Origin of the sequence: Paenibacillus enshidis, assembly GCF_042136365.1 — a bacterium.
Lineage (GTDB): Bacteria > Bacillota > Bacilli > Paenibacillales > Paenibacillaceae > Paenibacillus > Paenibacillus enshidis.
This window is the reverse complement of sequence record NZ_JBHHMI010000035.1, coordinates 1-13385: the sequence shown is the minus strand read 5'-3', so window position 1 is coordinate 13385 and position 13385 is coordinate 1. Positions and strand designations below refer to the sequence as shown.

Here is a 13385-nt window from a genome sequence, read left to right as displayed (position 1 = left end):
CCACCACCAGCCATCCTCCATGGCCACCACCTCCTTTCAAGTCATTTGCCTCTGTTCCCGGCGTGCATCCAATGCCAAAAAGACTCCGTCCCTGAGCGTGTCATTTTCATGTGAAAATAACACGACTTCAAGGACGAAGCCTTCGCTTCGTGGTGCCACCTTGCTTGACTGTCGGAGCAGTCCTCTCGCGGGTACGGGAGAAGCCTTCCGGATTCGCCGATACCGTGTCCCTTGTTAACGGGTGGATGATCCCGCCTCGCCTACCGCTGCCGGCAGCAGCTGTTCAGCTTGGAGCTCCGAAGCCCAATTTCAATGCAGGCGGAACACCGGCTCGCACCTTGTGCCGGCTCTCTGCAGATCCTTCCCGCACTTACTTCTCTTCATCATCGCCGTACATAATTTTTTCCAGTATATAATGATCCGATCATTTTATCCACTGCGCCACAAGGCGGAGCGACTCGTCGGCCGCTTCCAGTGTGGCGTCAATGTCGCCGTCCGTATGGGCGGTCGTCAGGAACCATGCCTCATACTTGGAAGGGGCCAGATTGATGCCGCGGTCCAGCATATGGCGGAAGAAGGCGGCGAATGCCTCACTGTCCGTATCCTGTGCTTCCTCATAGTTCGTCACCGGGTGATCGCAGAAGTGGGTCGAGAACGCTCCGCGAATCCGGTTGATGGTCATCGGCACCCCATGGCGCTCCGCAGAAGCCTGCAGCCCGTCTGTAAGCTTCACGGCTAGCCGTTCCATCTCCTCGTATACTCCTTCACCCTGCAGCACCTCCAGACATGCGATGCCTGCCGAGATTGAGGCCGGATTGCCTGCCATCGTGCCTGCCTGGTAGGCCGGGCCGAGCGGTGCTACCTGCTCCATCACTTGCTTGCTGCCACCGTAGGCGCCAATCGGCAGTCCACCGCCGATGATTTTGCCCAGTGCCGTCAAATCTGGCTGAATAGCGTCCAGGTTGTCCAGGCCCGCATAGGTTTGGGTGGAGCCGTAATGGAAGCGGAAGGCGGTGATAACCTCATCGTAAATGACGAGTGAGCCGTTGGAGCGGGCCATGCTGCACAGCCCTTCCAGGAAGCCGGGTTGCGGCATCACCATGCCGAAATTGCCCACGATCGGTTCCACCATTACTGCTGCGATGTCCTCGCCCCAATGCTCCAGCGCTTGACGCAGACTGTCCAGATCATTGAACGGAACGGTAATCACCTCTTTGGCGATGCTGACGGGAATGCCGGCGCTGTCCGGAATGCCCAGCGTGGAAGGTCCCGAGCCTGCGGCCACGAGCACGAGATCAGAATGGCCGTGGTAACAGCCCGCAAACTTAATGATTTTGTTGCGTTTCGTATAGGCACGCGCCACGCGGATCGTGGTCATGACCGCCTCAGTGCCGGAGTTGACGAAGCGGACCTTGTCCATGGAAGGAATGGCTTCCTTCAGCATGCGGGCCAGCTTGATTTCCAGCGTGGTCGGCGTCCCGTACAGTACCCCATTGGCAGCGGCTTCGGCAATGGCCTGGATAATATGGGGATGGGCATGGCCGGTAATGATGGGGCCATAGGCAGCCAGATAGTCGATATACTTGTTGCCGTCCACGTCCCAGAAGTGGGCGCCCTGCGCCTTCTCCATGAATACGGGGGCTCCGCCGCCGACCGCCTTGAAGGAGCGGGAAGGGCTGTTCACGCCTCCGACGATATGCTCAAGAGCTTCCTGGTACAACGTTTCAGATTTTTTTCGGTTCATCATATGTAAATTCCTTTCTTGACATAATAAAAGAGACATTTAAACAGCATACCTGTTTATTATACCAGACTATCCTTCCCCATAACGTGATATATCCGATATGCCGGAACCCGGAAAGATGAAGCTCGGAATTCCGTCAGATTGCTAATGCAAAAAAGGCAGCCGGTGGGCTGCCCTGCGCCTTCAATTAAAGCTCTCTTCCGCTTGTACGGCTGCTGTCTTCCGAAGAGGAAGGGTTCGCGTCTGTGTCTGCTGTGGAGGAGCCACCTGACGTGTCGTCTTGCCCGTTTTCCGCCTCAGCTGACGAAGGAATGGTGTTCATGAGCTCCTGTACATACGCCTTCAATTCATCGGAATTCTTGACTGTCAGTACGGCGGCGCCGCCGATTCTCTCTTCAGCAAGCAGGTTCATTGGAGGCACTTGTTCACTGCCCGCAAAGCTGCTCTGATATCCAACACCAGCGAGCTTCAGCATATCGGTAACGTTCAGGTTGGTGTCAATATACGGATTAACCTGCTCCATAATGCTCGGCAGCCTGGCTATCGTGGTTGTGGTCTGCATTTTGTCAGCAACGGCTTCCAGGAATGCACGCTGACGGCTGGTACGGGAATAGTCTGAGAGGGCGTCATGCCGGAAACGGACATACTGCAGGGCTGTTGCCCCGTCCAGATGCTGCATTCCCTGCTTCAGATCGATATCGTATTCGTGATTATCCGCCTTGCTCGTATAGAGCATATCCTTTTCCACTTCAAAATCCACACCGCCGATGGCATCCACCAGCTTGATAAAACCTTGAAAATCGGTATAAACATAATATTGCACCGGAATGCCCAGCAGGTCGCCTGCCGCTTGCATCGCTGTATTCGGGCCATGGGTGATGGCTGTGTTGATACGGTTGGTACCGTAACCGGGAATCTCCGTATAGGTGTCACGGAGAAGGGAAAAGAGGCGGATTTTCTTCTGCTCCGGGTCCAGCGAGACCACCATCATACTGTCGGAACGTGGAACTTCACCTTTACTTGTTCCGCGCGCATCGACACCCATCAGCAAAATGTTCACCGGCTCGGTGCCTTCCCATTTGGGCGGGGCGGGAGTTACCGTCTTGTCTACATTCTCAATATTGCGGAATGGGGAAGCTTCCCCTGTCTTTTGCAGCTGACCCAGTTGATTATAAATAGAAGTAAAATAATAGGCCGAAAAGCCGATAACCGACGCCAAAACTATGGCTACGAAGGTCCAGATCGTCCTTTTGGTCTTCCTGGTCATAATGAGCTTCTCCCTTTCGCTTTTCAATTCATTACATTATAATTTCTTTTTGGGCCACAATCAATTTTACAGCGAGGTAAATTTATGCTAGCGATAGATGTAGAAGATTTGCGTAAAACGTTTCAAGTCCAGAAAAACCGTGAAGGCCTGAAGGGTGCCTTTCTAGATTTATTTAAGCGTGAGTACCGGGAGGTAGCGGCTGTCAAAGATATTTCCTTTCAGATTCCGCAGGGCGAAATTTGCGGTTACATCGGTGAGAATGGGGCCGGAAAATCGACAACCATCAAGATGCTGACAGGAATATTGGTCCCGACCTCCGGGCGCTTGAAGGTGGGCGGTTATGTGCCTTATGAGGAGCGCGAGAAATTCGTCCGCAACATCGGGGTGGTCTTCGGGCAGCGCAGCCAGCTTTGGTGGGATATCGGCGTCATTGAATCGTTCCAGTTGCTGCGCAAGGTGTATCAGGTGCCGGAAGCTGATTTCAAACGGCGGCTGAACGAACTGGTGGAGCGTCTGCAGCTGCAGGAGCTGCTGAACCGTCCTGTACGCAAGCTGAGCCTCGGCCAACGGATGCGCTGTGAGCTGGTGGCCGCATTGCTGCATAACCCGGCGATCGTGTTTCTGGATGAGCCGACCATCGGCCTCGACATCGTCGTGAAATCCGAAATCCGGGAGTTTCTGAAGGATATGAACCGTGAGCATGGCACGACGATTTTGCTGACGACTCACGATCTGCAGGACATCGAAGCGTTATGCTCGCGTGTCATTATGCTGGATGACGGGCGGATTATTTATGATGGCGGACTGGATGAGCTGAAAGCCAGATGGGGCACCGGGCGGGAGGTTCATTTTCAGCTCGGAAAGCCTACGGCCAAAACGCTGCTGGAGCAGTGGACAGCCGGCATGCCGGTGCAATGGTCGGCCGAAAACGACCTTGAGGCCAAGGTGTGGATTCCGCTTGAACTGAACGTATCCGACGTGCTGGCGAGTGTGGTCGGGCGTACGGATATTACCGATATCAAGATCATTGAAACGAATACCGATGATATCGTCCGCAGCATTTATCAGTCCGGTTCAGCCGAGCGCAAGGATGGGGAAAAGGTGCTTGAGGGGGCAGGCGTCCATGCTTAGCGCTTACGGTGATTTTATCCGTATCCGGTTTTTGACGATGCTGGCTTATCGGGTGAACTATTACTCAGGTATTTTGATCTATACGCTGAATATCGGCGTATATTACTTCACGTACATGGCGATATACGGGGAAGGGGACAGCATCGGCGGCTTTACCAGCATGCAGATGACGACCTATGTGGCGGTATCCTGGATGGCGCGGGCCTTTTACTTCAACAACCTGGACAGGGAAATTTCGACAGACATCCGGGACGGAAATATCGCTATTCAGATCATCAGGCCTTATAACTATGTGCTGGTGAAAATGATGCAGGGGCTCGGCGAGGGCATGTTCCGCTTTCTGCTTTTCATGATTCCAGGCATGGCGATTGCGATGCTGCTGTTTCCGATCCGGCTGCCGTCTGATCCTGCAGCGTGGGTTGGTTTTCTGGTCATGCTGTTTTTCAGCTTTCTGATCAACTCCCAGATCAATGTCATTACAGGGCTGGCCGCCTTTTTCGTGGAAAACAACGAAGGCATGATGCGCATGAAGCGGGTCGTGGTCGATCTGTTTTCCGGTCTCATTCTGCCGATCAGCTTTTTTCCGGGCTGGCTGGCCGCGCTTTCGCAGTGGCTGCCTTTTCAGGCGATCACCTATCTGCCGGGCTCGGTCTTTACGGGCCGCATTCAGGGTGTGGGCATCTGGCATGTGCTCGGCATACAGGTTGTGTGGTTTGCTGTACTGCTTGTGCCGATGGTGCTGATCTGGCGGATGGCGCGGCGGCGCTTGTTCATTCAGGGAGGTTGAGCGGATGAGATATTATTTGGGCCTGATGGGCGAATATCTGAAAAATTATATGAAGACACGTATGACCTACCGCGCCGATTTTTGGGTGGAGGTCGTGTCTGATCTGCTGTTCCAGGCGGTCAATCTGATTTTTATTCTTGTGCTGTTCATGCATACAGACAGCCTGGGCGGCTGGAGCCGCAGCGAGATTATCTTCGTGTATGGCTATTTTATGGTGCCTTATGGCATTTTCAGCTGCTTTATCAACCTGTGGGGGTTTAGCGAACGTTATATCGTAAAAGGCGAGATGGACCGGATCATGACCCGGCCGGCGCATAATCTGTTTCAGATTTTCCTGGAAAATGTAGACCCGCCCGCGCTGGTCGGCTCGGTGATCGGCCTCATCATTATGGGGATCAGCGGCGCGCAGCTCGATATCGTTTGGGAATGGTGGTTCATCCCTGCGTTAATTGTGCTCACCCTCAGCGCGGTTGCTATTTATACCGGTATTTATACGACATTGACTTCCCTTTCGTTCTACTCGGATGCGCCTACGGGAATTTTACCGCTGATGTTCAACATTCAGAGCTATGGACGTTATCCGATCACGATCTACAATCGTGCGCTGCAGGTGCTGTTGACATGGATCGTTCCGTTTGCCTTTGTCGGGATCTATCCGGCATCGCTATTCCTGGGCAGGGAGGAAATGAGGCAGATGGCGCTTCTGACCCCTGTGATGGGAGCCGTATTTCTGGCCATCGGTTTGACAGCCTGGAAATACGGGGTGAGACGTTATCGCGGAGCAGGCTCTTAAAGGGAAATCACTAAATTTATAACAACGGATGTGAAAAAGATGACGACAGAGATCGGCCATGCGGCCCCCGACTTCGAGCTTCCTGGCAGCAGCGGCAAAAATGTGAAGCTATCCGCTTACCGCGGCAAGCGGGTGCTGCTCTATTTTTATCCCAAAGACCTGACGGCGGCCTGTACTTCGCAGGCCTGCGATTTCCGTGATCATCACGGGGAGTTTGCGGGGCTGAATACCGTCATTCTGGGCATAAGTGCCGACCCGCTCAAGCAGCATGAGAAGTTCATTGCCAAGTACGGCTTGCCGTTTGAGCTGCTGGCGGATGAAGATCACCAGGTTTCCGGAGCCTATGGGGTATGGCAGCAAAAACAAATGTACGGCAGACAGTTCATGGGCATCGTACGCTCCACGTTCCTCATTGACGAGAACGGAATTCTGGTGCGCGAATGGCGCAAGGTGAGGGTCAAGGGGCATATCGAAGAGGCGCTTGAGTATATACGCCAACTGGAAAATAAATAAAGCTTGTATGGTTCACACCCGTATTTGCAGCGGATCGCTGTAAATACGGGTGTTTTGTTTAGTCCGTGTTTCCACTTTCCTTCCCTTTTACCCTAACAGGCGATAAGCGGCGGAATATAGGTTTCCTGTATCTGAACAAAACAATGAGCACGACCGCTGCACCCGCAATTGCGATAATCCGCACGGCGTACATTTCGGCCAGATGGAAGACAGCATCCCATTGCGGACCGAACATCTTGCCGATACTGATGAACAGAATGACCCAGACTAATGCGCCGCTGTAGGCGTAGGCTGCGAATTTGCGAAAGGGCAGCGCGATAATGCCTGCGAAATAGCCTGTGAAATGCCGCACGCCCGGGATAAAGTATCCGATAAAGATTAGCCAGTTGCCGTATTTTTGAAACCACACCTGGGTATTCTCGAGCTTGTCCGGTTTTAGAAATACCCATTTGCCAAAACGGAGAATGAAAGGCAGCCCGGCCTTGCGGCCAATCCAATAGGTGAGGGTCATTCCGATGGTCGTGCCCAAAAATGCTAGAACAATTAGTAGATAAAAGTTAAGCGCGCCCGTATAGGAGAGATAACCGGAGTACGCCATGGTCGTCTCGCCGGGAAAAGGAAGGGCGATAAACTCCAGCAGCAGTCCGATGAACAGCACGCCATACCCGTAGTATTCAAATAAATGCCCGATCCATTCGAGCACATCCATAGTTTTCACTCCCGCCTTCATTTGCAAAAATAAAATTATATAATTCTAGTCTATTTCTATTCTTTGCTTCATATACTTTACTATATTCCTAGAAAAGTGTTCCCATGTCGGCTGAATCGTGGCAACTATTCGCTGACGGCGGATATCCTTGATTTTATCAAAATACACCGGGCTATGAAATGTAGGAGGAGAATATGGAGATGAAAATGAAGCTGACTGTGTGCATGCTCGTAATTTTTCTGCTGACAGCTGTGCTTCCGTTCACAGCATCGGCACGGTCTGTTCAATTAAAACAAAATACGCCGACGGTATATTTAACATTTGATGACGGTCCAGGAAAATATACAGGAAAGGTGCTGGATATTCTCAAAAGCAACCAGGTACGGGCAACCTTTTTTGTATTGGGGCAGCAGGCGGAGCGTTCCCCGGAGCTGATCCGGCGTATTGTGGCGGAAGGCCACGCCCTTGGAAATCATACATACAATCATAATTATAAGGAATTGTACGGGGATTTTAAAACCTTTTGGAAGCAGGTCAAACAGACGGAGGATATTATTTATGAGGCCGCAGGTTATCGTCCGCAGCTGGTCAGAGCTCCTGGGGGGACCTATGGGCATTTCGACAACGCTTATTTCGACCTGCTGCAGCAGGCAGGATATAATGTGGTGGACTGGAATGTGGATGGTGGCGATTCGAAGCACGCCGACGTGCCGGCAGCTCAGATTGAGGCGGGGGCAGTACAAGCAATTGCGCATCCAGGGGACAAGATTGTGCTTCTGCACGATGGAGGTGCGCGGGGGGAGACCGTCAAGGCCCTTCCGGGCATTATAAAAAAATATCGTGCAGCAGGCTATTCCTTCGGCATCCTTGGACCTGATCAAACCAATTGGAAGTCTCCGGTGAAAAAAATGGCCAGTTCGAGGCCAACGCCGGATGCGAGTTGGATTGCCAAGCATATTCTGCCCAATAAAACGGCGCTTTTTCCTGATAGAAAACCGCTCGTTCTTGAAATAGGCAATACAGAATCCATACTTGCTGTCGGGGAATACGAGTTGGACAGGGGAGAGATCATCGTTCCGCTGCGGACGGCAGTCGAGCGTCTGGGTGGAAAAGTGACCTGGGATTCTGACACCAGAACAGCGTCAGCCGCATGGAACGGCAGAACGATGCGTGTATATGCTGATACGGGGAAAATGACAAGCTGCAGCAACGCGAACCAGTGTGTATCTGGAGCCCTCAATATCGCCTTCCGTGCCGGGACTATTCAGATTCCGCTGCGTGACCTGTTGGAGTGGGCAGATCGTCCGTTTAATCAGCTGTACTTTACTCATACGGAATACAGAGTTACAGCAGTGCAAGAACCGCTTCTGCCTTCCTTGACGTCCCGAATTGTCGTTGCGTATAATGAATCCAACAATTGAGGGAGGCACGGTAATGAACAAGCCTAATGAAATAGTTGTTGTTCTCGATTTCGGGGGACAATACAATCAGCTGATTGCAAGAAGAATTCGGGATCTCGGTGTGTACAGCGAGCTGCTCCCTTACAATACTCCGGTAGACAAGCTCCGTGAGCTTGCGCCAAAAGGGATCGTTTTCTCCGGCGGGCCTTCCAGCGTGTACGCTGAGAATGCTCCGCATGTAGACAAGGCGATTTATGACCTGAATATTCCGATTTTCGGTATCTGCTACGGTATGCAGCTGATGGCACAGCAGCTTGACGGCAAAGTGGAGCGGGCGGACAAGCGTGAATACGGCAAGGCAGATGTGCAATTCAACAAGGATGCCGCATTGGCGAAAGGGCTTGATTCCTTGCAGACCGTATGGATGAGCCATGGCGACCATGTGACCGAGATGCCTGCAGGCTTCAAGCTGGACGCAGGTACGGAAAGCGCACCAATTGCCGCGATGAGCAATGAGGAACGGAAGCTGTATGCGGTACAGTTCCATCCGGAAGTGCGCCACTCTGTGAACGGCAATGAAATGATCAGCAATTTCCTGTATGAAGTGTGCGGATGCGAGGGCAAATGGACGATGGAGTCGTTTATTGAGAATCAGATCCAGGAAATCCGCGAGCGTGTCGGGGATAAAAAGGTTCTGTGCGCATTGAGCGGCGGCGTGGACTCCTCGGTAGTGGCCATGCTGATCCACAAAGCGATCGGGGATCAATTGACATGTATGTTCATTGACCACGGTCTGCTCCGCAAAGGCGAAGCGGAAAGCGTAATGAATACGTTTGTCGGCAAATTCGACATGAAGGTTGTCAAAATTGATGCACGTGAGCGCTTTTTGTCGAAGCTGGCAGGCGTGGACGATCCGGAGCAAAAGCGGAAGATTATTGGCAACGAGTTCATCTATGTCTTTGAGGAAGAGTCTGCGAAATTTGACGACTTTGATTTCCTTGCTCAGGGAACGCTGTACACAGATATTGTCGAAAGCGGCACAGCAACGGCTCAAACCATCAAATCCCACCACAATGTTGGCGGGCTGCCTGAGGATATGAAGTTCAAGCTCATCGAGCCGCTAAATGCCTTGTTCAAGGACGAAGTCCGCAAGGTTGGCGAAGAATGCGGTCTTCCGGCGGAAATCGTATGGCGTCAGCCATTCCCTGGGCCGGGCCTCGCAATTCGCGTGCTCGGCGAAGTAACAGAGGAGAAGCTCACTATCGTCCGGGATTCGGACTACATCCTGCGCGAAGAGATTGCCAAAGCAGGACTTGACCGCGAAATTTGGCAGTATTTCACGGCACTGCCGAACATGAAGAGTGTCGGCGTTATGGGTGATGCCCGTACGTATTCTTACACCGTAGGCATCCGTGCTGTAACCTCCATCGACGGCATGACCGCCGACTGGGCGCGTATCCCTTGGGATGTGTTGGAGAAAATCTCGGTACGCATTGTAAACGAAGTGGATAACGTGAACCGCGTCGTGTACGACATCACCTCCAAACCGCCAGCAACCATTGAGTGGGAGTAAATTGGACTTCATTCATACTGTTTGATGCTCGGAAGCCTTGATGCACAAGGGTTTCCAGCATCGCTGGCATATATAATTGAAATTAGACAAGCTACATGTTAAAAACCCGGATTCGAAAATGAATCCGGGTTTTTTGGCATATCAACGACGAAGTGATGCACTGTTTTTTTAGGATATCATCCCCCAAATCCGTTTTTGTAAGTTCTGCAACGCTTTGTCGCCGGGCTTCAGTTGGCTGCTGCTGGTAGGATTTTCCTCGCCCTGCTTAAATCCGGCCTCCAATTTATAGCTTCACGGTTTCATACAATTTATGCCAATATCCCTTTAGCACGGGCTTCCTTGATCCATGCTGGAAACTCGTTAAGAAGCCGGTCATATAACTCCTCGTCGCCAATTCTAGAAATATCGTCCAGCGCGAAGAAATTAGCATTATCGATGTAGCGCCCGGGCATTTCGTCGAGATTTTGCAGCACCCCGTAATTGGCCTGTCCCAGACCGACAAACTGCCAGAACAGATTTTTTGTGGAGCTTTCGGTAATAAGCTGTGTGATTTTCCCTTTCTGACTAACCCCGCCGTCGCTGAAAAAGATGATGTACGTTGGTATGCTCACATTAGGCTCTTCCACAGTGTACTTGCGAATGACATCCTCCATCACTGGAGGCTCATTGTTTGTGCCACCTTTACTGCCCAAAGTGTATGTGCGGGCAATGTAATTTTCAAAATCCCTGGCTGTAACGCTCGGTGCACGTAAATAATCTTTGGCGAAAAACCATACATCCAGCTCGCCGTTATCATCAAATGCTGCAGCAATCGCCAGTATACGTTCAAATGCTTCCTGCACGGTGCCATTGCGATACAGTTTATACATAGAGCCTGACGCATCAAAAACAACGGCCACACGTGCCTTGATCGGCTCGATTTTCTTTTTCTCAAGAGTGAGTGTTACTTTTCGTTTGAGCAGATCGATTTTGCTCAGATTCACAGGTACGGGAGCAGGAGCAGGAGCAGGATTCGGACTTTGAACGGAGGCAGGGGCAGCGGGAGCAGGTGATGCCATAGTTGCAGCCACTTCAGCAGAAGCATGATCTTCCACCTCGACACCAAACGACTCGGCGAGCGGCTTCAGTCCTCCAAAAAATCTGCGCCCGATGGCCCGTACTTTGAGATTGTCGCGGTGCTTGTAGATTTCAATGAAAATAAGGGCCGTTTCTTGCGTTGCTTGGGTTATCTCATATGTAACCTGCTGGGAGCCTGCTTGTACAATGGCTTGGCATTTCTCCACCAGGGGCATTAGAATTTTGCAGAAAAATGAGCTTTCAGTGTATTTTCCGAACAATAAATAAAAGGTGAGCAAATAACATTCGTTTTTATTATTGACATATACCCAATCACGGCCTACAATAACGATACGAATATGATACAAACTTGATTGGACGACAATAATAAAGATATGCTTTCGTATAATTCCGGGGATTGGCCCGGAAGTCTCTACAAGGTCACCGTAATGATCTCACTACGAAGAAGGGCTCCCTCTGACCCGGTATGCTGGAAGCTTTCCGGTTTGATGCTGTTCGCTGCATTTTGGCAGTGGCAGTACAGTGGGAGCTGCTTTGCCGGTGCATAAACGAGCTGGAGGGAATCAGATCTTTCCAGATCTTTCCAGGTCTTTTTGTCGTTCACAACTTTTAATCAAAGGGGAGTTTTGAACAATGGATCGCTTCTTTAAATTAAAGGAGAACGGTACCAACGTCCGCACGGAAATCATTGCGGGCATTACGACATTTATGACTATGGCTTATATCCTGGTCGTAAACACGATCTTCCTTGGACCAAGCGGTGCGGGAATGCCTAGTGAGGCAGTGTTTTTTGCAACAGCGGTGGGCGCTGGCTTGATTACGATTTTGATGGGCCTTTTCGTAAATGTGCCAATTGGCATGGCTCCCGGCATGGGCTTGAACGCTTATTTTATGACAGTCGTGTTAAGCTCTAATGGAGCTATTACGTGGCAGGCGGCTCTTGGTGCTGTTTTCATTTCAGGTATCATATTCCTGATCCTGACAGTGACGAAAGTGCGGCAGATGCTGCTGGTCGCTGTACCTGAAAGTCTGAAGATGGCGATTACCGTCGGGATCGGAATGTTTATCACCATTATCGGCTTGAAGCTCTGCAATCTGGTTATGGTGAACATTACGCCGGGAACGGATATTACGCACAGTGTCCCTGGTTCCGGCTTTAACCTTACTTTGGGCAACCTGCTGGTACAAAAAGACGCCCTGCTGGCTTTGATCGGCCTGCTGATTATCGCGGTGCTGATGGTGCTGCGTGTTAAAGGGGCTCTGTTGATCGGGATTATCGCTACAACTATTATTGGCATCCCGATGGGGGTAACCAACGTGAGCTCCCTTTCCGGGGCAAGCTGGTTCCCTAGCTTCAATAACTTGGCGGTCGGACAGCTTGATCTGGTGTCGGCTTTTCATCTTGGTTTGTTTGAGATTATCTTCATCTTCACTTTTGTTGAGTTGTTCGATACGTTCGGCACACTGGTGGGAACGGCGACACGTGCCGGAATAATGGAGAATAAAGCAGAGGGCGAGAAGAAAGTTGGCAAGGCGATGCTCGTTGATGCGGTAGGTGTAAGCGCCGGCGCAGTACTCGGGACAAGTACGATTACGGCATACGTAGAGAGCTCCTCCGGTGTTGAGGCAGGCGGCCGTACTGGTCTTACCGCAGTAACCACAGGCATTTTGTTCCTGCTGGCCTTGTTCATCTCTCCGCTGGCCCTGCTCGTGCCGTCAGCTGCAACTGCGCCTGCTCTCATTATTGTCGGCGTGCTGATGATAAACCAGGTGCGCAAAATCGATTGGGATGACTTCACGCTGGCATTTCCGTCATTCCTGACCATCGTATTGATGCCGTTCACAGGCAGTATTGCCAACGGAATCTCAGCTGGAATTTTAACTTATGTGATTCTCGCTCTGTTCGGCAATCTCTTTGCAAGCCGCAAGGTAAAGATACACTGGCTGATGTGGGTGCTTGCAGTCATCGTTATTATTCGTTTTGTGTTCATGGGATCGGAATGAAAAACTGAATCAACCTTAAGAGAACCTCCGGACGTGCTTGTACCGGAGGTTCTTTAATATTCGAGAACATATTTAGGCCCATTCCACTGATGCTTCAATAGTGTTTCAAAAGTGTTTTAATAGTGTATTAACTATACGGAGAGAATTAAGTCGAGCACGCTGCAGTTGGGTGTAAAACATTATATTAAATTTTCTCTTGCCAGCTCATTGGATTCATGGTATATTCTAATTCCGGCCAAACGAGCTGTTGAAAATTGCTTGGTAAAAAAACTTTTAAAAAAAAGTGCTTGCCAAAATGGTCGTGAGATGGTAAGATATAAAAGTTGCTGACGCGATGAGCTGAAGCGACAAACGAAGTTTGATCTTTGAAAACTGAACAACGAGTGA

At 51.0% G+C, this 13385-nt stretch carries 12 protein-coding genes and 1 riboswitch; of the genes, 7 read left to right on the top strand and 5 right to left on the bottom strand.

The window, feature by feature from the left end; all coding sequences use genetic code 11:
- Positions 1-424 precede the first annotated feature (424 nt).
- Positions 425-1744, bottom strand: a complete 1320-nt coding sequence (locus ACE41H_RS22840) for a glutamate-1-semialdehyde 2,1-aminomutase (RefSeq protein WP_375357902.1) — start codon at positions 1742-1744, stop codon at positions 425-427.
- A 187-nt stretch (positions 1745-1931) separates the two neighbouring features.
- Entirely contained in the window at positions 1932-3011 is a 1080-nt protein-coding gene (locus ACE41H_RS22835; protein WP_375357871.1) for an LCP family protein, read from the bottom strand.
- An 84-nt stretch (positions 3012-3095) separates the two neighbouring features.
- Between ACE41H_RS22835 and ACE41H_RS22830 the strand changes: the two genes are divergently transcribed.
- Genes ACE41H_RS22830 through bcp form a run of 4 tightly spaced genes read left to right on the top strand, consistent with a single transcriptional unit; the run spans position 3096 to position 6235 of the window.
- Entirely contained in the window at positions 3096-4142 is a 1047-nt protein-coding gene (locus tag ACE41H_RS22830; protein WP_375357870.1) for an ABC transporter ATP-binding protein, read from the top strand.
- On the top strand, positions 4135-4929 hold the full coding sequence (locus tag ACE41H_RS22825; protein ID WP_375357869.1) for an ABC transporter permease: 795 nt from the start codon (positions 4135-4137) through the stop codon (positions 4927-4929). Before ACE41H_RS22830 ends, ACE41H_RS22825 begins: the two co-directional genes overlap by 8 nt.
- 4 nt (positions 4930-4933) lie before the next feature.
- Positions 4934-5722, top strand: a complete 789-nt coding sequence (locus tag ACE41H_RS22820; protein ID WP_375357868.1) for an ABC transporter permease — start codon at positions 4934-4936, stop codon at positions 5720-5722.
- Between the two features lie 39 nt (positions 5723-5761).
- Positions 5762-6235 carry a thioredoxin-dependent thiol peroxidase gene (gene bcp, locus ACE41H_RS22815; protein WP_375357867.1) on the top strand — a complete coding sequence of 158 codons (474 nt, stop codon included), beginning with the start codon at positions 5762-5764 and terminating at the stop codon, positions 6233-6235.
- A gap of 58 nt (positions 6236-6293) precedes the next feature.
- Here bcp and ACE41H_RS22810 read toward each other — a convergent pair whose 3' ends face one another.
- Positions 6294-6944 (bottom strand): DedA family protein, encoded by a 651-nt coding sequence (locus ACE41H_RS22810; RefSeq protein ID WP_375357866.1) that lies wholly within the window; start codon positions 6942-6944, stop codon positions 6294-6296.
- Positions 6945-7138: 194 nt separating this feature from the next.
- On the opposite strand from ACE41H_RS22810, the gene ACE41H_RS22805 reads away from it, so the two are divergent.
- Together ACE41H_RS22805 and guaA are read left to right on the top strand one after the other, a co-directional pair.
- Entirely contained in the window at positions 7139-8365 is a 1227-nt protein-coding gene (locus ACE41H_RS22805) for a polysaccharide deacetylase family protein (RefSeq protein ID WP_375357865.1), read from the top strand.
- 13 nt (positions 8366-8378) lie between these two features.
- On the top strand, positions 8379-9917 hold the full coding sequence (gene guaA / locus ACE41H_RS22800) for a glutamine-hydrolyzing GMP synthase (RefSeq protein WP_375357864.1): 1539 nt from the start codon (positions 8379-8381) through the stop codon (positions 9915-9917).
- A gap of 308 nt (positions 9918-10225) precedes the next feature.
- Here guaA and ACE41H_RS22795 read toward each other — a convergent pair whose 3' ends face one another.
- Positions 10226-11200, bottom strand: coding sequence for a vWA domain-containing protein (locus ACE41H_RS22795; RefSeq protein ID WP_375357863.1), 975 nt, complete (start codon positions 11198-11200; stop codon positions 10226-10228).
- 154 nt (positions 11201-11354) lie between these two features.
- Positions 11355-11454, top strand: a riboswitch (purine riboswitch).
- A gap of 173 nt (positions 11455-11627) precedes the next feature.
- Here ACE41H_RS22795 and ACE41H_RS22790 point away from each other — a divergent pair.
- Positions 11628-12998 (top strand): NCS2 family permease, encoded by a 1371-nt coding sequence (locus ACE41H_RS22790; RefSeq protein WP_375357862.1) that lies wholly within the window; start codon positions 11628-11630, stop codon positions 12996-12998.
- Positions 12999-13182: 184 nt separating this feature from the next.
- Here ACE41H_RS22790 and ACE41H_RS22785 read toward each other — a convergent pair.
- On the bottom strand, positions 13183-13385 hold a 203-nt coding region (locus tag ACE41H_RS22785; protein WP_375357861.1), incomplete at its 5' end, for a hypothetical protein.

What these genes read in the sequence shown, in the direction of transcription:
- ACE41H_RS22840 (WP_375357902.1), bottom strand. Translation starts at nt 1,744, where the DNA reads ATGAACCGAAAAAAATCTGAAACGTTGTACCAGGAAGCTCTTGAGCAT.
- ACE41H_RS22835 (WP_375357871.1), bottom strand. Translation starts at nt 3,011, where the DNA reads ATGACCAGGAAGACCAAAAGGACGATCTGGACCTTCGTAGCCATAGTT.
- ACE41H_RS22830 (WP_375357870.1), top strand. Translation starts at nt 3,096, where the DNA reads ATGCTAGCGATAGATGTAGAAGATTTGCGTAAAACGTTTCAAGTCCAG.
- ACE41H_RS22825 (WP_375357869.1), top strand. Translation starts at nt 4,135, where the DNA reads ATGCTTAGCGCTTACGGTGATTTTATCCGTATCCGGTTTTTGACGATG.
- ACE41H_RS22820 (WP_375357868.1), top strand. Translation starts at nt 4,934, where the DNA reads ATGAGATATTATTTGGGCCTGATGGGCGAATATCTGAAAAATTATATG.
- bcp (WP_375357867.1), top strand. Translation starts at nt 5,762, where the DNA reads ATGACGACAGAGATCGGCCATGCGGCCCCCGACTTCGAGCTTCCTGGC.
- ACE41H_RS22810 (WP_375357866.1), bottom strand. Translation starts at nt 6,944, where the DNA reads ATGGATGTGCTCGAATGGATCGGGCATTTATTTGAATACTACGGGTAT.
- ACE41H_RS22805 (WP_375357865.1), top strand. Translation starts at nt 7,139, where the DNA reads ATGGAGATGAAAATGAAGCTGACTGTGTGCATGCTCGTAATTTTTCTG.
- guaA (WP_375357864.1), top strand. Translation starts at nt 8,379, where the DNA reads ATGAACAAGCCTAATGAAATAGTTGTTGTTCTCGATTTCGGGGGACAA.
- ACE41H_RS22790 (WP_375357862.1), top strand. Translation starts at nt 11,628, where the DNA reads ATGGATCGCTTCTTTAAATTAAAGGAGAACGGTACCAACGTCCGCACG.